This window comes from Candidatus Fonsibacter ubiquis (assembly GCF_002688585.1).
Lineage (GTDB): Bacteria > Pseudomonadota > Alphaproteobacteria > Pelagibacterales > Pelagibacteraceae > Fontibacterium > Fontibacterium commune.
Genome location: NZ_CP024034.1, coordinates 773,198 through 794,167 on the forward strand (window position 1 = coordinate 773,198; position 20,970 = coordinate 794,167).

General features: G+C 27.8%; 19 protein-coding genes, 1 tRNA gene and 1 other RNA gene. 2 read left to right on the plus strand and 19 right to left on the minus strand.

The genetic code is table 11. The annotated features are described in order from the left end of the window. The 17 genes from CR143_RS04230 to CR143_RS04310 form a co-directional block, all read right to left on the minus strand. Positions 1 to 669, minus strand: coding sequence for a cell division protein FtsQ/DivIB (locus tag CR143_RS04230; RefSeq protein WP_099340590.1), 669 nt, complete (start codon positions 667 to 669; stop codon positions 1 to 3). Continuing rightward, complete coding sequence (locus CR143_RS04235; protein ID WP_099340591.1) at positions 666 to 1,586, minus strand: D-alanine--D-alanine ligase; 921 nt, start codon at positions 1,584 to 1,586, stop codon at positions 666 to 668. Before CR143_RS04235 ends, CR143_RS04230 begins: the two co-directional genes overlap by 4 nt. Next, a complete protein-coding gene (gene murB / locus CR143_RS04240) occupies positions 1,583 to 2,491 on the minus strand; it encodes a UDP-N-acetylmuramate dehydrogenase (protein ID WP_099340592.1) in 909 nt (302 codons plus the stop codon). Before murB ends, CR143_RS04235 begins: the two co-directional genes overlap by 4 nt. Then, a complete protein-coding gene (gene murC, locus CR143_RS04245; protein WP_099340593.1) occupies positions 2,481 to 3,887 on the minus strand; it encodes a UDP-N-acetylmuramate--L-alanine ligase in 1,407 nt (468 codons plus the stop codon). The genes murB and murC overlap by 11 nt, the downstream gene beginning before the upstream one ends. Then, complete coding sequence (locus tag CR143_RS04250; protein ID WP_099340594.1) at positions 3,887 to 4,963, minus strand: UDP-N-acetylglucosamine--N-acetylmuramyl-(pentapeptide) pyrophosphoryl-undecaprenol N-acetylglucosamine transferase; 1,077 nt, start codon at positions 4,961 to 4,963, stop codon at positions 3,887 to 3,889. The genes murC and CR143_RS04250 overlap by 1 nt, the downstream gene beginning before the upstream one ends. Beyond that, positions 4,963 to 6,087, minus strand: coding sequence for an FtsW/RodA/SpoVE family cell cycle protein (locus CR143_RS04255; protein ID WP_099340595.1), 1,125 nt, complete (start codon positions 6,085 to 6,087; stop codon positions 4,963 to 4,965). Before CR143_RS04255 ends, CR143_RS04250 begins: the two co-directional genes overlap by 1 nt. Then, entirely contained in the window at positions 6,084 to 7,385 is a 1,302-nt protein-coding gene (gene murD, locus CR143_RS04260) for a UDP-N-acetylmuramoyl-L-alanine--D-glutamate ligase (protein WP_099340596.1), read from the minus strand. The genes CR143_RS04255 and murD overlap by 4 nt, the downstream gene beginning before the upstream one ends. After that, positions 7,385 to 8,473, minus strand: a complete 1,089-nt coding sequence (mraY, locus tag CR143_RS04265) for a phospho-N-acetylmuramoyl-pentapeptide-transferase (RefSeq protein ID WP_099340597.1) — start codon at positions 8,471 to 8,473, stop codon at positions 7,385 to 7,387. The genes murD and mraY overlap by 1 nt, the downstream gene beginning before the upstream one ends. Next, positions 8,473 to 9,822: a UDP-N-acetylmuramoyl-tripeptide--D-alanyl-D-alanine ligase gene (locus CR143_RS04270; RefSeq protein WP_099340598.1), complete on the minus strand. Its 1,350-nt coding sequence runs from the start codon at positions 9,820 to 9,822 to the stop codon at positions 8,473 to 8,475. Before CR143_RS04270 ends, mraY begins: the two co-directional genes overlap by 1 nt. Position 9,823: 1 nt before the next feature. Beyond that, positions 9,824 to 11,224 carry a UDP-N-acetylmuramoyl-L-alanyl-D-glutamate--2,6-diaminopimelate ligase gene (locus tag CR143_RS04275; protein WP_099340599.1) on the minus strand — a complete coding sequence of 467 codons (1,401 nt, stop codon included), beginning with the start codon at positions 11,222 to 11,224 and terminating at the stop codon, positions 9,824 to 9,826. Next, entirely contained in the window at positions 11,214 to 12,914 is a 1,701-nt protein-coding gene (locus CR143_RS04280) for a peptidoglycan D,D-transpeptidase FtsI family protein (protein ID WP_099340600.1), read from the minus strand. The genes CR143_RS04275 and CR143_RS04280 overlap by 11 nt, the downstream gene beginning before the upstream one ends. Next, positions 12,904 to 13,173, minus strand: coding sequence for a cell division protein FtsL (locus CR143_RS04285; RefSeq protein WP_099340601.1), 270 nt, complete (start codon positions 13,171 to 13,173; stop codon positions 12,904 to 12,906). The genes CR143_RS04280 and CR143_RS04285 overlap by 11 nt, the downstream gene beginning before the upstream one ends. Continuing rightward, complete coding sequence (gene rsmH / locus CR143_RS04290; RefSeq protein ID WP_099340602.1) at positions 13,166 to 14,188, minus strand: 16S rRNA (cytosine(1402)-N(4))-methyltransferase RsmH; 1,023 nt, start codon at positions 14,186 to 14,188, stop codon at positions 13,166 to 13,168. Before rsmH ends, CR143_RS04285 begins: the two co-directional genes overlap by 8 nt. Before the next feature lie 27 nt (positions 14,189 to 14,215). Then, on the minus strand, positions 14,216 to 15,673 hold the full coding sequence (gene ftsZ / locus CR143_RS04295) for a cell division protein FtsZ (protein ID WP_099340603.1): 1,458 nt from the start codon (positions 15,671 to 15,673) through the stop codon (positions 14,216 to 14,218). Between the two features lie 35 nt (positions 15,674 to 15,708). After that, positions 15,709 to 16,149, minus strand: a complete 441-nt coding sequence (mraZ, locus tag CR143_RS04300) for a division/cell wall cluster transcriptional repressor MraZ (RefSeq protein ID WP_099340604.1) — start codon at positions 16,147 to 16,149, stop codon at positions 15,709 to 15,711. 221 nt (positions 16,150 to 16,370) lie between these two features. Next, positions 16,371 to 16,734, minus strand: an RNA gene (rnpB, locus tag CR143_RS04305) — RNase P RNA component class A. Positions 16,735 to 16,774: 40 nt separating this feature from the next. Continuing rightward, positions 16,775 to 17,497 carry an N-acetylmuramoyl-L-alanine amidase gene (locus CR143_RS04310; protein ID WP_099340605.1) on the minus strand — a complete coding sequence of 241 codons (723 nt, stop codon included), beginning with the start codon at positions 17,495 to 17,497 and terminating at the stop codon, positions 16,775 to 16,777. Between the two features lie 96 nt (positions 17,498 to 17,593). Here CR143_RS04310 and CR143_RS04315 point away from each other — a divergent pair, with 96 nt between their 5' ends. Continuing rightward, positions 17,594 to 18,349, plus strand: coding sequence for an MlaA family lipoprotein (locus tag CR143_RS04315; protein WP_099340606.1), 756 nt, complete (start codon positions 17,594 to 17,596; stop codon positions 18,347 to 18,349). A gap of 18 nt (positions 18,350 to 18,367) precedes the next feature. After that, positions 18,368 to 18,967: an MlaC/ttg2D family ABC transporter substrate-binding protein gene (locus CR143_RS04320; RefSeq protein ID WP_099340607.1), complete on the plus strand. Its 600-nt coding sequence runs from the start codon at positions 18,368 to 18,370 to the stop codon at positions 18,965 to 18,967. A gap of 2 nt (positions 18,968 to 18,969) precedes the next feature. On the opposite strand, the gene CR143_RS04325 is transcribed toward CR143_RS04320, so the two are convergent. Together CR143_RS04325 and rpoD are read right to left on the minus strand one after the other, a co-directional pair. After that, positions 18,970 to 19,046: transfer RNA gene (locus CR143_RS04325), tRNA-Ile, on the minus strand. Between the two features lie 46 nt (positions 19,047 to 19,092). Continuing rightward, positions 19,093 to 20,964 carry an RNA polymerase sigma factor RpoD gene (gene rpoD / locus CR143_RS04330; RefSeq protein ID WP_099340608.1) on the minus strand — a complete coding sequence of 624 codons (1,872 nt, stop codon included), beginning with the start codon at positions 20,962 to 20,964 and terminating at the stop codon, positions 19,093 to 19,095. Positions 20,965 to 20,970: the final 6 nt, after the last annotated feature.

The following is a 20,970-nucleotide window of genomic DNA, read 5'->3' on the forward strand; positions in this document are numbered from 1 at the left end:
TTATTTAATAAATATTTTATTCTTAAGTCTTAAATCTACATAAGTATATTTTTCATCTTTTGACTGAATAAGTAATTTAGTTAAATTACTAATCTGTTGATTGTAATCATGTCTACCAAGCATAATTTTTTTATTACCTTTTAAAAATAAGTCCCATCTATCTGAATTTATAAACTCAAAACTAGTAATGTTTGATAAGTCAAAATTATTATTATTTAAGGCCTTATAAAGCTCTCTTAAATCCTCAATATTAAAATTTCCTTTTGCAGTTATTAGATTAGAAAGATTATTTGAATTATATTTTTCTATTAATGTAAATTCCTTGGTGATTATTAAATTATTATTACCTTTTCTCCAAATTATAAAAGGTTCATGCTCAACCACTTCTATATTAATTGTTGATGGAAATTTTTTATAAATATTTACAAAGTATATCCACTCATTTTGTCTAATAATTTCATTCAACTTTTTATCATCGATGCTTAAGATGCTAGAGTTAACTAAAATATTAAATTGCTTTTTAAGTTTTTCTAGATCAGTGTTTTTTGAGCCAGAAACATGAACTGTCTTAATGATAAAAAAACCAAGTTTTAATAAAGGTAGCTCAGGATTAAATGTTGTTAGAAAAATAAGTAATGCGAGAAAAATATATCTCTTTGTTTTGTTCATCTATTAATAGAAGCATCATTAATTATCCATTTAACTAATTCATTAAAAGATATTCCATAATAATTGGCAATCTCTGGAACCAATGATAAACTTGTCATACCTGGTTGTGTATTTACTTCAAGAATATAAATTTTATTAATTTTTTCAGTCTCATTGTATCTAAAGTCTGATCTTGTTATTCCCCTACAACCTAAAATATTGTGGGCCTGCAAAGCCATGTCTAAAATTTTTTTATAATCAGTTTCATTTATTTTTACAGGAATAATATGTTTTGTATTAGCTTTGGCTGAATATTTGGCCTCGTAATCGTAAAATGATCTTGTTGGCACAATCTCTATCGCCCCTAAAGCCTTAGAGCCCATTACCGCAACCTGTACTTCTCTACCTGGGATGTATTTTTCTAGAATTAATAATTTATATTTTTTTAATAAAGAAATTACTATTTCTTCATCAGATTTTTTAGGTTTAGTAAAAATAGAAACCCCCACACTTGACCCTTCATTATTTGGTTTAATAACGCAAGGATAGCCAATATTTGAATTTTTGAAATCTTGCAAACTTGTAACCACTAGGTAATCTGGAGATCTAATTTTAGCACTCTTAAAAATTTTTTTTGAAATTAGTTTATCCATGGCAATTGCTGAAGATAAGATTCCAGAATGAGTATAGGGTATTTTTAAATGTTCTAATAAACCCTGAATAGAACCATCCTCACCAAATCTTCCATGCAGAGCATTAAAGACTTTATCTGGTTTATTTTTAATTAACTTTTCAATAAAATTATCTTTTGCATCTAAACTGGTCACATCAAACCCAATTTCTGCAAGTGCTCTTGCGCAGGCTTTTCCACTATCTAAGCTAACGTCTCTTTCGGCTGAAGTTCCGCCCATTAAAACTGTAACTTTTTCTCTTTTCATTTTTTTCCTACAACTTCTAATTCAAGTTCTAAGTTTATATTAGTTTTTTTAAAAACTTGTTGTTTTATATTTTCAATTAGATTTTCAGCGTCTTCTGAAGTTGCTCCATCTAAATTTTCTAAAAAATTACAATGTAATTTAGATAGTTTAATCCCACCAACTCGTAAATCAGCGCAACCAGACTCTTTAATTAATTCCCAAGCTTTTTTATCTGAATCCCTTGGATTTTTAAAAGTACTGCCCCCTGTTTTAATTTTCTGCGGTTGTTCAAAGTCTTTTTTATTTTTTAAATTTCTCATTATTTCAATAACTTTCTCTTTTTTTAGAAAAGATCCTTTCATTTCAATATTAGTTATAATTTGATTTTTTGTGAGTGAGCTTTTTCTATAAGAAAAATTAATATCTTTGTTATTTATAATTTTAATTTCTCCATTCATGTCAATGACTGAGATACTCAGCACAATTTTTGATATATCGCTTCCATAACAACCTGAATTCATAACAATCCCGCCTGCAATTGTTCCTGGAATACAATATAAAAATTCAAAACCAGTTAAATTATTATTAGCTGCAGTTTCTGCTAAAAGTGTTTTTTGCGTTGCTGGACCACAATTTATGATTTCATTATTAATTTTTATATAATCAAAATTTTTTCCAAATTTTATAACCACTCCTTCAAAACCTTTGTCTCTGATCAATAAATTTGAGCCAGATCCAATTACAATAATTGGAAAATGTTGATTATTATTTCTTAAAAAAATTTGCAAATCATTTAAATCTTTTGGTTTAAAAAAAAAATTTGCTTTTCCTCCAATTCCAAGCCAATTAGATTTGGATAAATCAAAATTTTCTCTTAACTCTCCTTGAAGATTTTTTTTAAGTTGTGAATAAAAATTAATGCTCATTTTTTAAATTAACAGCAATATCTCTAATCCAACTACTAATACTTCCAGCCCCCATGCAAACAATAATTTCATTTCCATAGGCATGAAGTTTTATAAATCTTTCCAAATCAAATTGATTTTCTATGCATATAACTTCTTTTTTGGAATTCTTCTTAATAAGCTTCGCCAATTCATAATGATTTATATTTTTAATTGGTTTTTCACTTGCCGCATAAATTGGACATAAAACAACTAAATCGCTGTCTATAAAGGCATTCGCAAATTCTTTTTTTAGTAAAGCAACTCTTGAATATCTATGGGGCTGAAACACTGTTACAATTTTCTTGTTCTCAAAGCTGGATTTAATTGCATTTAAAACTGAAATAATTTCTGTTGGATGATGAGCGTAATCGTCATAGATTATACTGCCTCTAAAATTACTAATTTTAGTTAATCTTCTTTGCACTCCCAAAAAATTTTTTAATGTTGCTTTGATAATATTATTTTTAACTCCTAAACTTTTAGCAACTCCTATTGCAGCAGTTGCATTAAGTACATTGTGTCTTCCTAATAAATTCAATTTAATATTTTTAATATGCTCAACTTTATCATTAAGTTTTATAGAGATATCAAAGCTCATCATTTTTTCTTGGTTTTTTACATTATAAGGATGAAGATCTGATCCATTTTTAAAACCATAAGTAATTATGTTTGATTTGTTTTTTTTTTTTAAAATTTTTTTTAAAAATTTATCGTCAATACAAACAAATGATTTTCCAATTAAAGGTGTTCTATTTATAAAAATTTCAAAACTTTTATATAAATTATTAAAATTTTTATAATAATCTAAGTGCTCTTTATCAATATTACTGACAACTGAATAAGTAATTGGTATTTTTAAAAAACTACCATCAGACTCATCTGCTTCCACAACTGCCCAATCTCCTTTTCCAAATAACGCATTTGAATTAATGGAGTTCAATATCCCCCCATTGATAATCATGGGATCTAGTTTTGCTTTAGATAACAGAGTTGATATTAATGAAGTAATTGTAGTTTTGCCATGAGCTCCACTTATAACTATATTTTTTTTTAACCTAACAATCTCAGAAAGCATCTCTACCCTCTGTATTACTGGTATTTTTTTTCTTTTTGCCTCTCGTAATTCTGGGTTCCCTTTATTTATAGCTGATGAAAACACAACTAATTTTGAGTTGCCGATATTTTTTTTTTTATGATTATAAAAAATCTTTAATCCTTGCTTTTGTAATCTTTTTATATTTTTGTTATTTCTTGAAGTGTCGCTACCTTGGACTTTAAAACCAATATTGTGCATAATTTCAGCGATACCACTCATTCCTATTCCTCCAATGCCTACAAAGTGAACCTGATCGCTAGTCGTGATTTTAAAAGTCATTATAAAATATTATTAATTTCTTTTTCAAAATTCTCATTAACGTTTGTCTTAATTAGTTCTTTTAATTTGACCTTTTTTTCAAGTAATTTTTCTTTATTAACGATTAGTTCATTTACTAAATTAAACAATTTTTCACTATTTAGATCTTGTTGATCAATAAGCCAACAAGCATTCATTTTAAAAAAAAAATTTGCATTATAAAATTGATGATTATCCAAGGAATCTTTAAATGGGATTGCTATAAATGGTATCTGAAGAAATGCTAATTCTGCTAATGTAGAGGAACCGGCCCTTGTAATAACTAAATCTGATATCATCATATATTTTTCAATATTTGGTTCAAAATTAAAAATATAAACATTTGAATTGTTTTTATAAAAAGGATCTACTTTCAATTCTTGCTCTCTATTTCCAACTTGATGAATAATCCTTATTTTTTTATTTAATTTAAATAATTTATTTAATGACCTTGGCAGTTGCTGACTAAAAATCTCAGCGCCTTGACTTCCACCAATAACAAGTAAAGTAAAGTCAAAATTATCATCTTTTTCAAAATAATTATTATTTTTAGCTTCATAAATTTGCTCTCTAACCAACTGACCCACAAAGATATTTTTGTCCTCATTGATATTGATATTTTTTAAAGGATATCCCGTTAATATTTTTGTCGAACTATTCAAGAAAAATTTATTTACTCTCCCAATTACAGAATTTGTTTCATAAATAATAAATTTTTTATTGAGTAATCTTGCGGCTAATAAAACTGGAAAGGAAACATAGCCTCCAGAGCCTATAATTAGTTGTGGCTTTTTTGATATAATGAGAAAAATTGAATATAAAAATGAAAGTAATATTAAAAAAAGTGAATAAATTAATTCTAATCCTTTCTTACCTGTAGGTGTTTTGACATTAATAAAAGTAAAATATTTAGAACTTGTATTATTTATAAATTTTTTTGCTCTAAAATCAGTTATAAGTTCAATATCAAAGTTTTTTTTTTTAAGATACTCTGTAAGCGCAATAACCGGAAATATATGCCCACCTGTTCCTCCGGTGCAAATTAAAATTTTCTTCATTAAGATAATTTTCTTTTAGTAAAACAAAGTAATATTCCAAATATTATTGCACAGCCAATCATGGATGATCCTCCATAACTTATAAAAGGAAATGTCATTCCTTTATTTGGAAGAATATTTAATGTGACTCCTAAATTAATTATAGATTGCAAATAAACCAGGCATGATAATCCCACTAAAACTAATTTTCTAAAAGAATTATTTTCCATGCTAAATTGCGTAAAAACACGTAAAAAAATAAAAGTCATTGTTAGAAAAATTATTAATATCATCAAGATTCCAAACTCTTCTCCTATGACCGCTAGAACAAAATCTGTATGTGCCTCAGGAACTCTTTCTTTTAATACTCCTTCTCCTATGCCCCTTCCTGTAAACCCACCTTGTTTTATTGACTCTAAAGCCTTTTGAGTTTGTAAATTATCTCCCTTACTAGGATCAATAAAAGTTTTTAATCTTCTAAAAATATATGAAAATCTCTCATTAAATAATAGTAATGTTGATGATATGCCTACAAAAATAGCTAGACCTAAAGAAATAAGAAGAGCAATACTAATACCAGAAACAAATATTAAAATTAACCAAACAGAAAAAATTAATAAACTTTGACCAACATCAGGCTGGTTGAGTAATAATAATAAAGAGAAAAATAGTACGCAAAAAGAATAAAAAATTCTTAATTTGAGGTCACCTATTTGTGAATTAGAAATAATTAGAGAACAGAGTAATACAAAAAAAGGTTTATAAACTTCGACAGGTTGAAATCTAAAAAAAATTAAATTAATCCATCTCTTGGAGCCTTTAACTTCAACTCCAAATATTAAAACTAATAACAATAAAAAAGCTGTAATAATAAAACCTAAAATGCAATATTTCTCTATTTGTTTAGCGTCTAATAAAGATAATGAAGATAGAATTAAAAAGCTGATTAATGCAAAAAAAATATGCTTAATGATTAAAAAATGATCTGTTTTATATATTCTTTCTGAAGCAATATTAGAAGTTGAAGTATAAGCAAAAAATATACCTAGAAACATTAAAAAAATTATTGATATAAAAAGAAGTTTATCAATATTTCTCCACCATAACGCAAGTCGATCCGCATTAGTTCTGCCAAAATTAATCATGCATATTTCTTTACTAATTTTTTAAAAACATCACCCCGATGCTCAAAATTTTTAAATTGATCAAAGGAAGCAGCTGAAGGACTTAATAATATAACCTGCTTAAGATTAGGATTTTTTTTTGCTTCACTTAAAGCTGATAGCAGGGCATTTTTAAGAGAACGACATGTTTCATATTTTATACTGTTTTTAATTTGAATTAAAAAAGATTTTATATTTTTTCCTATAATATAAGCTTTTAAAATAGAATTTTTAAAATTCGTAGTAATTATTTTATCATTAGCTTTAGCAAGTCCTCCTAAAATCCAATGAATGTTTTTATAATTATTTAAAGCAACCTGTGTTGATGAAAAATTTGTTGCTTTTGAGTCATTTATAAAAGTTAAGTTATTTTTTATCTTAATAATTTCCTGTCTATGTGGAAGGCCTTTAAAATTTTTTATTGTATTTAAAAAAATATTATTTGAAATTTTAAATTGTTTTGCAATTTTTGATAAAATATAAAGACAATTTTTAAAATGAGTACCTTTAAGTGAACTGCTAATAAAATTAGCACTAAAGTGATTGTGAAATTTTTTTTTAATTAACTCAACATTTCTTATATTATATTTTTCTTGTTTTAAAATTTTTAATATTCTAGATTGTTTATCGTTACTTAAATCTAAAAAACCAACTCCGTTATTGGATAATCCTTTAAAGATCTTTAGTTTAGCCGAAATATATTTATTAAAAGTTTTATGTCTTTCAAGATGATCAGGACTAACATTTAGTAAAATTGAAACTACACTTGGTAACCGAGAGGAATAATCAAGTTGATAAGAGGATAACTCAAGTACAAAAATTGCAGACTTTTTTTTATACGGCAAATCTAAGACAGGCGTTCCATAATTTCCTCCAATATAAACATCCTTCTTTGAATTTTTAAATAATTCATAAATTAATTTGCACATCGTGGACTTGCCATTTGTGCCTGTAACCATAATGACTTTTTGATTTGTAATAGAACTACAAAATAAATCTAAGTCTGTAATAATTTTATCGTTATTTTCTTTAAAAAAAGTTTTTTTGGGGTGTGTGTAGATATTAATTCCTGGTGATAAAACTATAAAATCATAATTACAATTAAACCAATTCTTGTTTACTCGATAATTCTTTTTAAACTTTTCTCTTAACTTTTTATTATCATCCCAGCATTCAATAAAAGCTTTATTTTTTTTTAACTGCGATAAAGTTGCGTTACCACTTATACCAAGACCAAAAACTAAAAATTTTTTTTGGCTACACTGTTCTAATGAAAGCATTATCTTAATTTAAGAGATGCAAGACCTATTAAAGCAAAAACTATCGCTATAATCCAAAAACGAATTACAACGGTAGACTCGCTCCAACCTTTTTTTTCAAAATGATGATGTAAGGGTGCCATTTGAAAAACTCTTTTTCCTGTTAATTTAAAAGACATAACTTGTATAATAACTGACAAAGCTTCTAATACAAAAAGTCCACTTACGATTGCTAAAACTATTTCGTGTTTCGTTATAATTCCAATAGCACCAAGTGCTGCTCCTAAAGATAAAGAACCAGTGTCTCCCATGAAAACTTTTGCTGGAGGAGAATTAAACCATAAAAATCCTAAACCAGCCCCGATCATTGCTCCTAGAAAAATACAAATTTCACCAGTATTTTTAATATAAGCTAACTGAAGGTATTTTGAAAAAATAATATTACCTGAAACGTAAGCAATAAATGCAAAAGTTAACGCGACAAGAATAACTGGAACAATCGCAAGTCCATCAAGCCCATCAGTTAAATTGACAGCGTTAGAAGTTCCTACAATAACTACTAGGCCAAATATAAAATAAAAAATTCCAACATTTAAGATAAAATTCTTAAACAATGGAAAGTAAATTTTATAATTTAGCTCTGGTTCAGTATTTAAAATTATTAAATATATTACAATTATACCGCTTAAAATTTGCAGAAATAATTTTAATTTTGCACTTATACCCTTAGAATTATTTTTTATAACTTTCAGATAATCATCAACAAAACCTATTGTTCCAAAACTTAATAAACAAAAAATTAATATCAGAACATATTTATTTGTAAGATCGGCCCACAACAAAGTTGAAAATAAAATGCTTAAAATAATTATTAATCCTCCCATTGTAGGTGTTCCTGATTTTTTTATGATATGAGATAAAGGACCATCATCGCGAATGGGCTGACCATATCTTTGAAATGTCTTTAACTTAGCTATTAAACTTTCTCCAATAAAAAGTATAAATATTAATGAGGTGGCAACTGAAATACCAGTTCTAAAAGTAATATATTTAAAAACATTAAAAATACTGACATCTGAAGAAAAATATTTAAAAAAAAAATAAAGCATTACTGAAATTTATTAAAAAAATTGAATAAACCAATTCTATTAGATGATTTGACTAACAAAATATCATTATTCTCTAAAATACTAAAAATATTTTCTTTGAGAAAACTAATATTTTTAATCAATAACCCTTTTTTAGTTTGATTTAGCTTTTGATAGGTATGCCTAACCTCCGAGCCTACACAAAAAACTTTGTCTATATTAGTTTTGTTTAATATTTTTGCTGCTTGCTGATGGTAATACTTTGACTTTTTACCAAGTTCTAACATATCGCCCATTATTAAGATTTTTCTACATTTATTTTTTTTTCTTGATGAAAAATTATAGATCGCCTCATTAAGAGATACGGGATTTGAATTATAACTGTCATTTATTAAAAGAATTTTTTTATTTCTAATTTGAATTTTTTTTTCATTTCCTCTTCCTTCTGGAATTTTAAAATTATTAAAGTTATTTTTTAATAAATTAATATTGTGATTTAGATAATAATGAACACATAAGGTGGCCGCAACATTATATAAAAAAGATTTATTAAAGTTTTTTATTTTTAGTTTAAATATTTTATTCTTAATTTTAAAGAACACTTTTGCTGATTTTTTTATGATCTGAATATCTGATTTTGAATAACCAAATGTTAATACTTTAATATTTTTATGATCTGCAATTTTTTTTAAAGAATAGAAAAATTTGTCATCTTTGTTCAAAATAATAATTCCATTCTGGCAGATGCCATTCATAATTTCTGCTTTTGCCTTACAGATACCATTAATGTTTTTAAAATTTTCTAAATGCGCTGGACCAATATTTGTTATAATTGCGATATGTGGTTTTACTAAATTAACAAGTTTATCAATTTCACCTTTAAAACTCATTCCCAGTTCAAAAACTCCATATTTATTATCAGAACTTAAATTTGCTAATGAGTAAGGAACTCCATAATGATTATTAAAAGATTTTGGTGAGGAGTGTGTCTTTCCAAACTTACTTAATGAAATATTTAATAAATTTTTTAATGAGGTTTTTCCACAGCTACCAGTTATAGCTATAATTTTAGAGTTACTTCTTTGTCTAGCATAAGATGCTAAATTTCTTAAACCCTCTAGAGTGTTTTTGGTTCTTATTGATCTTAAATTATTAGGCTTTTCACTAATAATGGCTAAATTATTCTTATTTTTTAATACAGCTTTAACATATCTATGGCCGTCATCATTCACCCCTTTTATTGCAAAAAAAATTGTTCTATTTGATAATTGCCTGCTATCGATTTCGACCTTATTAAAAAATAAATTTTTATTATTATTTGAATTGAAAACTGCATTTATTTCACCGCTTGTATAAAGCTTTTTTGACATTTTATTTTAAAAAAAATTTGGCAACTTTTTGATCAGAAAAATATTTTTTTTTATTATTTATAATCTGATAATTTTCATGCCCCTTTCCAGCAATCAATAAAATACTATCCATTTTAAGATTTTTAATAGCCAATTTAATTGCTATTTTTCTATCTAATATAACCTTTGATCTTGGGCATCCTTTTTTAATTTGTTTAATAATTGAAATAGGATTTTCATATCTAGGATTATCATTTGTTAAATATATTTTTGAAGCAAATTGATCAGCTATTTTGCCCATTTTAAATCTTTTTCCTTGATCTCGATCACCACCGCAACCAAATACAACATCTACTTTTTTATTAAACTGTTTTGCCAGTGTTTGAAGACTTTTTTTTAAAGCATCGGGTGTATGCGCATAATCAACTACAACAGTAGATTTTTTTTTATTACCCACATACTGCATACGTCCAGTTGCGGTATTTATTTTGGTCGAAGTTTTAATAATTTTATCCTTATCTTTAAAAGATAAATATACGGCTATAATTGCAGCAAATAAATTTTTAATTTGAAAGTCTCCTATTAGATTAACGCTAACATTATATATTTTATTTAAAAAATTAATTTTTATAATTTGCTGTCTTTCTAAAAAATAATGTGAAATTAATTTAATCGTATTTCCCTTGGATCCAAAGGATAGAATTTTTATTTTTCTTCTATTACAAATTTTTTTTAATAATGAATATTGCGGAATATCTGTATCAATAATCGCAAACGAATTTTTCTTTAACAAGTTTTTAAAAAGATAGAGTTTAGCTTTTAAATAATTTTTTAAATTTTTATGATAATCTAGATGATCTTGTGTAAAATTAGTAAAAATTCCTGCATTAATATTAATATTATCTAATCGATGTTGATGAAGTCCATGACTAGATGCTTCTAAACATACATTTTCAATTCCATTTTTTTTCAAAAAATTTAATTCTTTATGAATTGTAATAGTATCGGGCGTCGTAAGGTAAGTCTTTTTAAATTTATTTTTATAATGAATACCAATCGTGCCAATTGCTGCTGAATTAATCTTAAGATTTTTTAAAATCTGATAATAAAAATTAGCAACAGAAGATTTTCCATTTGTCCCAGTTACTGCAATTATATTTTTTGGTTTTTTTTTATATTTTATAGAACAAGCTTCTGCTAAAAATTTTCTCACATTATGAACCCTCAAATATCTTTGATTTTTAATACTGCTACTTGTCACAACTGCAGAAGCGCCATTAGCTATTGCTTCCGAGATAAAAGAATTTCCTGATTGTGTTAAGCCATCAATTGCAAAAAAAATATCATTTCTTTTTATTTTTTTAGAATTTATAGAGAAATTTCTATTTTGATATTTTAAAGATTTTATTTTTTTACTTAGCATTAAAAGCAATATTATAATTCTTTGAAGCTAAAATAGGTCCAATTCTTTTTATAATAGTTCCTGCAGTAGGAACAGCATTCCACCCCGAGTCTGATCTATAAAGACCCTTACTTGGAATAACTTTAGGTTCATCAATCATTACTAATAATAAATATTCTGGTTTTTCCTCTGGATATGCAGATACAAAAACAGTCATCACTTCTTTAGAGTAACCTTTTGATGTTTTTGAGGCCTTAATAGCAGTTCCAGTTTTTCCAATAACCCCATAGCCGCCAATATCTGCTTTTTTGGCAGTCCCTTGCATAGGATCGTCTTTATCTACTACTTTCCTAAGCATTTTTACCATTTTTTTACTTGTTTCCTCGCTAATAACTCTTTCTTTTTTTGTATTTTGACCTTGTTTAACTAAAGTTGGATAAATTTTGTATCCGCCATTTACTAAAGTTGCATAAGCAGAAGCCAATTGAATTGGGGTAGTGCTAACACCATGTCCATAAGAGGCCGTTGCTAAAGTACAATTATCCCATTTCATTGGTAAAGATTTTCCCTTTTCTGGAAGTTCAATAGATGTTTTTTCAAATATACCTAGTTTAGTTAAAAAATTTTTATAATTTTCAATTCCAATCTTTTCTATTATTTTTATTGTTCCAATGTTTGATGATTTGACTAAAATTTCTGAAGTAGTTAAATCCCTTTTTAAATTTTTATCATGCTCATCAATAGGCTGTGAAGTGCCACAATTATAAACTTGTTTTTCAAGATTCTTAAATAGTGTGTTTTCATCAATAAGTTTAAGCTCTAATGCATTTGCAATAGTAAAGGTTTTAAATACAGAGCCTAATTCATAAACGCCAAGTGTAATCTTATTCAGATATTTCTCATCATTTACTAATGTTCTTCTATTAATATCAAAATCAGGCAGGGAAACTAATGAAAGTATTTCTCCTGAATTAACATTCATTAATAATGAAGCGGCCCCTTTTGCTGAATAATCTTCAATTGCTTTTTCCAAAGAATCTCTAATTTGCGATTGTACCAAAGTATCAAGTGAAATTTGGAATGAACTTTGTGAAAATTTATTATTTAAAATTTGATTATTAAAATAATTCTCAATTCCTGAAACTCCTTTATTATCTTCATCTGTTTGACCTAATACATGACTAAATAAATTTCTTTGTGGGTAAATTCTAACTTGCCTTCTACTTAATTCTATTGCGGGCTCTCCTAACATAATTGCTTTTTTATATTCAATATGATCAAGTTTTTTCTTAAGAACTAATCTTTTTTTATCTACACTCTCTCTTTGAATTTCATTAATGTTTAAACTTGGAAATTGAGACTTCAATTTAATTAGAAGCCCGGGTAAATTATTTGTCTTATCAACTTTTAAAACAAGATCATAAATATCAATATTTTTTGCTATTAATAAATTTGCTCTATCATAAATATCTTTTCTTTGATTATAATCTTTATCAATAATTGAGTCTTCAAAATTAATTTCATTACTTTTGTTTAAACCAAGATAAAAAAGTTTTAATAAAATTATCAAAAAAACTAAGAAAAATATTTTAAATACGAAATTTGCCCTTGTATTAAATAATGAATGACTATTATTTAGGCTTGTCTTATCTTCATCAACTAAATTTTGATAATAAAAATTTTTTTGTAAATTATTAATTTTATTTTTCATTTAAATACCTAAAATTATTTTTATCCATTTCGATATAGTCTTGAGATAAGTGCAATTTAGCTAACTTTTTTACTCTTTCTGGTGAAGCGAGGTAATTATTCTCTAATTTTTCATTCTTTAATTTTTCAACTAAATCTGCCTGTTCTTGCTTTAATTTTAATATTTCTTTTTCAATATCTCGGGTTTTATTCTTCATATAAGAGACGCAAACTGTTCCAAAAATAACAATAAATAATATTAGCCCTATTTTTTTACGCATATATTGCTTCCTCCAGCTGAAAATATTTTTCAAGATTTAAAGAAGATCTTTTAAATTCAAATGAATTATCTTTGATTTTTATTGCATAACGCAATTTTGCAGACCGTGCTCTATTATTTTTTTTTACCTCTTTTTCAGAAGCAACAACAGGTTTTCTACTTACAATATTTAATATATTAAAATTTTCATTTTGGTTATTTTCAGGCAAATACCTAGAGGTTCCCTTTTTTTTATTTGAAAAAAAATCAAAAACTTTTTTAACTAATTTGTCCTCTAAAGAATGAAAAGTAATAACAACAATCTTTCCATCAATAGATAAATTTTTTATGCCAAAAATCAAACCCTCGTAAAGCTCGGTTAATTCTTTGTTAACAATCATTCTAATTGACTGAAATATTTTTGCACAAGAGTCGACTTTATTATATTTATTATTTTTATATCTTTTTGCTCTCAAAATAATCTCTACCAATTCTTGCGTTGACGTTATTTCTTTATCTTGCCGTTTTTGCACTATCAATTTTGCTATTAATCCTGAATCCCTATCTTCCCCAAATAAATTAAAAATATTTTTTAAATTTTTTTGATCAAGTTTATTTACAATATCATGGGCTGAAATATTATTTTTTCCCATAGTCATTTTTAATAGTCCATCTTGTCGATAAGAAAAGCCTCTTTCAGGATTATCAATTTGAAACGAAGAAAGACCAAGATCAAAGATTATAGCAACAGGAGTTTTTTGGAAATTTCTTTCGCTTAAAATATTTTGTAAATTACTAAATTTATCATTAATAAATTCGAACCTTTTATTGTACTGTTTGCTTATTACTTTGGAAAATGGTTCTACAAAATTATCTCGATCTAGAGATAGAACTTTCGTATTTTTTTTAGATAATATTTTTTTTGTAATTCCACCTCCACCAAAGGTGCAATCAACATATAGTCCTGATTTATATGGAGTTAATATTCTATCAATTTCTTCCAACATCACTGGAATGTGATTAAATTCCAGTGACATAAGAAGAAATTTTTCTTTAATTGATCTCTAATTAGTTTGACGTCTTAAAAAGGCAGGAATTTCAAGATCTACTTTTTCTTCATCGGTAAGATCATGTCCTAAATCTTTAAAAAACTGTGATGAGCCTTCTTTATTACTAGAAATATCTTTCAAGCTTTCATCTTCAGAAAATAATTTTGGAAAGGACGCTACCTCTTCAACTATTTGTGTATTTTCTTTTTGACTCAATAAACTTAAATCTTCAGAAGAAATTTTTTGTTCTTGAGAAAGATTTGAATTCACAACCTCTTCTTGAACGCTCATGTGATTTAATGTTTGATTGTTTACTTCATTAACATGTGAAGTTTCTTGAAACATATCAAGTGCTGTTGCCCCATTAGTCATCGCCTGAGGTGCTGACTGAGTTACATAATTTGGAACAAAAGACTGATTTGGCCTGTTGTAAATAGTGCTATATCCGTTGTTTCTATTATTAATATGTCTCATCATGCTAACTACAGGCTTATTATTTATAGCGGCTTCACCACCTAAACCAGTTGCAACAATAGAGACTCTCATTTTCCCACCTAAAGACTCTTCAAATGTAGAACCAACTAAAATTTCAGCTGAAGGATCAACTTCTGCCCTAATTTTATTTGCCGCTTCATCCACTTCAAATAAAGTAATATCATTACCACCAGTAATGTTTATCAAAAGACCTTTGGCTCCTTTTAATGAGTAGTCATCAATCAAAGGATTAGATAAAGCTGCCTCAGCAGACATTACCGCTCTTTTATCTCCTTCTGCTTCTCCAGTACCCATCATAGCTTTGCCCATGCCCTTCATTACTGTCTCTATATCGGCAAAATCTAAATTAATAAGACCCGGCTTAACAATTAAATCTGTTACCCCTCTTACTCCCTGCATTAAAACATTATCAGCCATCTTAAATGCTTGTGGGAAAGTTGTCTTTTCATTAGCAACTTTAAATAAATTTTGGTTAGGAATTATAATACTTGTATCAACATATTTTTTTAATTCTTCCAAACCTCTTTCAGCAACTTTTAATCTTCCAGGTCCTTCAAAAATAAAAGGCTTTGTAACAACAGCTACTGTTAATAAATTTAAATCTTTAGCTGCACGCGCAATAACAGGTGCTGCTCCTGTTCCTGTACCACCACCCATACCAGCAGTGATAAAAACCATGTTTGCGCCTTGCAAAAGATTTATTAATTCATTTAAAGTTTCTTCTGCTGCAGCTTGTCCAATATCTGATTTTGCTCCAGCGCCAAGACCTCTTGTTAAGTTTGTTCCAAGTTGAATTTTGCATCCAGCTTTATTAAATCTTAGAGCTTGTGCATCAGTATTTGCTGCCACAAACTCAACTCCTTGAATTCCGTAATCGATCATATTATTAATAGCATTGCCACCTGCTCCTCCAACACCTAAAACAACTATTCTAGGTTTTAACTCTCTCAACTCTGGTACATTTATTTTTATTGCCATTTATTTCTCCCTTTAATGTTATTTATTTATTTTCATTATGACCATTTTAAATCTGATCTTAATGTCTTAGCTTTTTTTCTTGCCTCGTTTCTAAATTTTGAGAACTTTTGAGGTTCCCACATTTGAAATGTTTTTCCTTGTCCTACAAAGACAACCGTTTCTTTAATTCCAGAATGATCTAAAAGTTTTTTTGGAAGAACCACTCTTCCATCAGAGTCAAAATTTAATTGAAAACTGTCTGCAAGAATTGAGGTTGCAAATGTATCTCTATTTTCTTCAAATGGACTAAGGCTATCGATACTATCGCTTAATTTTTCAATTCTACTTTGAGGGCAAAATTCAATTGATGAATTTGTAAATGAAGGGTAACAAACAACACTGTTATATCCTAAGGATGATAAATGAGCTCTAAAACTAGCAGGCACAGATACTCTGCCTTTCTTGTCTAATTTGTTTTCGTAAGTAGATATGAACATTTGTTTTTTTTAAAAAAAAATTCCCACTAAATTTATTCATAAAATAGTTAGTATTTATCATTTATGGGTTATCATGGGATAGCATGGTATATAATAGTAAGTCAATGGAGAAACGTTAAAAAAATATAATTAATTAAATATATTTGTTCTTATTTTGTTCTAAAAAAAATTATTAAATATTAATTACAATAATTAGATAAAATTTTAGGGAAAATTAGATAATTGCCAGTTAGTCTGTAAGCTGGGTTCTGTCATTGAAAATGGTAATTTATCTAGGTCTACTGTCGCCAATAAACTCGAGCAACCAACCCAAGCAACTCACCCAAGATTAGGCTAGATTTAAATAAATTTAAATCATGTTACTTCTATTTGGTCTTGCTCCCAGTGGGGTTTTCCATGCGGTTTTTGTTGCCAAAAACCCGGTGCGCTCTTACCACACCTTTTCACCCTTGCCTTGATAAGGCGGTTTATTTTCTGTGGCACTATCCCTGAGGTTACCCTCGCCAGCTATTAGCTGGCACTGTTATCTTGTGGAGCCCAGACTTTCCTCTTTGAAAATATCAAAGCTACCATTCAACTAACTGGCATTAAAAATATTATAATAGAGTAAATTGAAATTCAACTATTAAATGAATTTTTGTAAATTTTTCAATATCAGATAACATTCTTGATCAAAATTACCATTAATCAACTGCTGCCTATATCTTCTTTGAAAAGCCTTAATAAAGTTTTTATCTAAAGAATTTATTGAAAAAACCTTGGAATATCCTAATTTTTTTATCATTTTTAGCATATTTTCCTTATTAAAATTGATTAATTTTTTTGATCTAAAATTGCTTATAAATTTTTCGTTTAGCGAATGCCAAATTGCTAGTTGATTTTTATGAAGTTTATTCCAAGGAAACTTTTCTCCAGGATCTTTTTTTCTACTTGGCGCAATATCTGAATGACCAATAATATTAATATTTTGAATTTTAAATTTTCTTTTTAATATTCTTAATATTTTCATAAGTTGCATTATTTGTTTATTTGTAAAATTTTGATATCCATGTTGGTGTCCTTTGTTTTCAAGCTCGATGCCAATAGAATTTTTATTCAAATTTTTAAAATTAAACCAATTTGAAATTCCTGCATGCCAAGCAATATTATTATCTTTAACTAATTGTAGAATTTTTCCATTTCGACTAATCACATAATGACTGCTTACTTTATATTTACTATATAAAAGTCTTTCTACTGCTGATTGTAAAGTTCTCATTCCTGTATAATGGATAACAACAGCCTGAATTCTTCTTTTTTTTGTTCCGTAGGATGTATAGTTTTCTGACTTTAAGTAGTTAATTCTCATCAGTATTTATAAAAACAGGGTTAAAAACATCAAATTTATTGAGTATTTTTAATATATAATTATTGAAAATATGTATATATAGACAATTTTAATAATATGAAAAAAACATTATTAGCTATCACTTTTTTAGTTCTATTTAATTCAAAAACTATTTACGCGTCTAATCTGCCAGATTGTAACGAAAATATTAATAGATCTATTTTTAGTTTTAATATGACGGTCGACAAATATTTTTTTAAACCTGTTGCTGAAGTTTATAATGTTTTGCCAGTTGAAGTAAGAAGCGGAATAAATAATGCTTTGTTAAATATAGACTCTACTCTTTCAGTACCAAATCAAATTTTACAAGGAAACTTAGGTGAGGCAGTAGTATCTCTTTCAAGATTTGCAATAAATTCTACTGTTGGAATTCTTGGATTATTTGATCCAGCAACAGCTCTTGGAATTGAAAAAACAAATAGAGAGGACTTTGGTCAAACTTTAGCTGTTTGGGGAGTTGATCATGGTTGTTATGCTGTAGCACCATTCCTTGGGCCAACAAGTCCTAGAGATTTAGTTGGAAGAATTCTTGGAGTTTATGGAGACTACTTCTATATGATATCTGCTGGAGATAGGACGGCATTTGGTGAAAATCTTGGCGATACAGTTTACTGGTCAACAAAGGGTACTGAAATAGTTAACTTTAGATCACAAAATATTAAAAGTTCGGAAAATTTAGAAAAAAATTCTCTTGATCTTTATTCCGCATATAAAAGTTTGTATTTACAAAGAAGAGAAAACTTAGTTAAGAATGTTAAAAGATCAGAAACTCAGTACGGAGCAAGTGAAGACGAGTGGAAAAAAATTAGATAGTACTTCTAATTAAAAATAATGACTACTTTTCTTAAAAAAATTTTTTTTTATTTAAGTTTTATTCTAATAATTTCGTCAAATTCATATTCAGCAGAACCTAATGCTGAAGCTTTCGTTCTTAAATTGACCAATGAAGCAAAACTAATATTTAATGATAAATCTCTTAACGTAGAAGCTAGACTAAAAAAACTTAATAATCTTTCACAGAGTTATTTAGATCTAGATGCGCTTGCTGGTTATACACTGGGTGATTACCGTGATAAAGCAACGGCTTCTGAAAGAGATAATTTCAATAAATTATTTAGAGAATACTTTATAAAAAATATGTCTTCAAAATTAAATGATTTTGCAGATCAAGAACTTAAAATTTTAGACTCAAAAAAAATCAATGAAAATAATATTATTGTTAGCACTAAAATATTTTCAAAAAAAGATGCCCAAGAAATTAATGTTGATTGGAGAATTTACACAAAAGACTCCAAATTTCTTGCTCGAGATCTAGTTGTTGAGGGATTAAGTTTAGCAAGAACTCAAAAAGAAGAATTTGCATCGATTATAGCTAGCAAAGGTTTTGTAGGCGTAATTAGCGCTTTAGAGAATTTTAATAAATCAAATTAGATTGGTGGGCCCGCAGGGATTTGAACCCCGGACAACCCCGTTATGAGCGGGGGGCTCTAACCAGCTGAGCTACAGGCCCTTTTTAAAGGGATATAACATTAAATGTTTAGTTTATTAACTAAATTCTAACTATCGAAGAAACTTTTTAATTGTCTTGATCTACTAGGATGTTTTAATTTTCTTAAAGCCTTGGCTTCAATTTGTCTTATTCTTTCTCGAGTCACTGAAAACTGCTGACCCACTTCTTCTAAAGTATGATCGGTATTCATTCCTATTCCAAAACGCATTCTTAACACTCTTTCTTCTCTTGGTGTTAATGTTGCAAGAATTTTTGTAGTTGTATTTCTAAGTCCACTTTGAATTGCAGCATCAACTGGAATTAGTGCATTTTTATCTTCTATAAAATCTCCTAAGTTACTATCCTCTTCATCTCCTACAGGCGTTTCCAAAGAAACAGGCTCCTTTGCAATTTTTAATACTTTTCTAACTTTATCTAACGGCATAGCTAATTTTTTAGCCAATTCCTCAGGGGTAGGTTCCCTTCCAAACTCACTCAGCATTTGTCTAGATGTTCTCACAATTTTGTTGATTGTTTCGATCATGTGAACAGGTATTCTTATAGTTCTAGCCTGGTCAGCTATTGATCTTGTAATAGCTTGTCTAATCCACCAAGTGGCATAAGTTGAAAATTTATAACCTCTTCTATACTCAAATTTATCAACCGCCTTCATAAGACCAATATTGCCCTCTTGAATCAAATCTAAAAATTGAAGTCCTCTGTTTGTATATTTTTTAGCAATTGAAATAACTAATCTTAAATTTGCCTCGATCATTTCTTTCTTTGCAATTCTAGACTCTCTCTCACCTTTTTTAATTTTATTAACTAAAATTTTAAAATCTGATACTGGTAATCCTATATCTTTACTAATCTGGATTAATTTAGTTTTGATATTCTCGTATTCTTTCTTTTCCTTTGTAAAAAAATTATGCCACTTTTTATTTTCTCCTAAAAAACTTTCAAAATTAGGATTAATTTCGTTTCCTACATAAAATTTAATAAACTCTTCTCTAGGAATTCCGTGCTTAGAAGAAAGTCTTAAAAGTTCTCCATCAAAATTAATTAATTTTTTATTTTCTACATAGTTAAGTTGTACTAATTCTTCTTGGGTTGCTGGGTTTAATTGTAATTGTAAAATATCCTGACTAATCTCTTCTTTGATTGATTGGTAATTTTTTTCTTTGCTTGGGCTAAACTTTGATCTTGCAAGTACAGTATCGAGCTTTTCTCTTTGATAAGAAATTAGTTTTTTATAATTCTTAGATAGTTTTTCAAAAGTTTTTAAAATTTTTGGCTTAAGCTCTATTTCAAGAGCAGCTAAAGAGATATTATATTCATCGTTCTCTTCTTCAATGGCCTCTACACTTTTATTATCCGGATCTTCTTCCTTATCTTTTTTTGATTTAGTTTCTTTAACCGTTTTTTCTAAAGTCTTGGCAGCTAAAGCTTTTGTAAAGTTTTCATCTTCTAAGTAATTACTATCAAGATCAATAATATCTCTAACTAACATTTCGTTAGCATTTAACTTATCTTTCCATTCAAAGATTTTTTTTGCCATCAATGGACTTTCTGCCAATGCAGAAACCATTACATATTTTCCAGACTCTATTCTCTTAGCAATTGCAATTTCGCCTTCCCTAGATAGAAGCTCAACCCCTCCCATCTCTCTAAGATACATTCTAATTGGATCGTCGCTTCTTTCAGAAGTTTTTTCAGCCTTTGGGGCTTCTTCTTTCGTCTTAACTTTAAAGTCAGATTTTTGCTTTACTAACGTTATAAGATTATCAAAAATATTTAAAACTGCTTTCTCTAAACTTTCAGGATTACTATTTCTTTTTCCTAAAGATTTTTTTAATTCTTCGTGAGTAATAAATCCTCGAGCTTTTCCACGCTCAAGTAATTTTTCAAATGATTTTGAAATAAGCTTGTCTGCTTTCACTTTATA

Coding starts and splice junctions, on each gene's coding strand:
- mraZ (WP_099340604.1), bottom strand. CDS start 16,149: ATGTTCATATCTACTTACGAAAACAAATTAGACAAGAAAGGCAGAGTA.
- CR143_RS04235 (WP_099340591.1), bottom strand. CDS start 1,586: ATGAAAAGAGAAAAAGTTACAGTTTTAATGGGCGGAACTTCAGCCGAA.
- CR143_RS04255 (WP_099340595.1), bottom strand. CDS start 6,087: ATGATTAATTTTGGCAGAACTAATGCGGATCGACTTGCGTTATGGTGG.
- CR143_RS04250 (WP_099340594.1), bottom strand. CDS start 4,963: ATGAAGAAAATTTTAATTTGCACCGGAGGAACAGGTGGGCATATATTT.
- CR143_RS04315 (WP_099340606.1), top strand. CDS start 17,594: ATGAAAAAAACATTATTAGCTATCACTTTTTTAGTTCTATTTAATTCA.
- murB (WP_099340592.1), bottom strand. CDS start 2,491: ATGAGCATTAATTTTTATTCACAACTTAAAAAAAATCTTCAAGGAGAG.
- CR143_RS04275 (WP_099340599.1), bottom strand. CDS start 11,224: ATGCTAAGTAAAAAAATAAAATCTTTAAAATATCAAAATAGAAATTTC.
- CR143_RS04280 (WP_099340600.1), bottom strand. CDS start 12,914: ATGAAAAATAAAATTAATAATTTACAAAAAAATTTTTATTATCAAAAT.
- CR143_RS04320 (WP_099340607.1), top strand. CDS start 18,368: ATGACTACTTTTCTTAAAAAAATTTTTTTTTATTTAAGTTTTATTCTA.
- CR143_RS04230 (WP_099340590.1), bottom strand. CDS start 669: ATGAACAAAACAAAGAGATATATTTTTCTCGCATTACTTATTTTTCTA.
- mraY (WP_099340597.1), bottom strand. CDS start 8,473: ATGCTTTATTTTTTTTTTAAATATTTTTCTTCAGATGTCAGTATTTTT.
- CR143_RS04270 (WP_099340598.1), bottom strand. CDS start 9,822: ATGTCAAAAAAGCTTTATACAAGCGGTGAAATAAATGCAGTTTTCAAT.
- ftsZ (WP_099340603.1), bottom strand. CDS start 15,673: ATGGCAATAAAAATAAATGTACCAGAGTTGAGAGAGTTAAAACCTAGA.
- CR143_RS04310 (WP_099340605.1), bottom strand. CDS start 17,497: ATGAGAATTAACTACTTAAAGTCAGAAAACTATACATCCTACGGAACA.
- CR143_RS04285 (WP_099340601.1), bottom strand. CDS start 13,173: ATGCGTAAAAAAATAGGGCTAATATTATTTATTGTTATTTTTGGAACA.
- murC (WP_099340593.1), bottom strand. CDS start 3,887: ATGACTTTTAAAATCACGACTAGCGATCAGGTTCACTTTGTAGGCATT.
- murD (WP_099340596.1), bottom strand. CDS start 7,385: ATGCTTTCATTAGAACAGTGTAGCCAAAAAAAATTTTTAGTTTTTGGT.
- rsmH (WP_099340602.1), bottom strand. CDS start 14,188: ATGTCACTGGAATTTAATCACATTCCAGTGATGTTGGAAGAAATTGAT.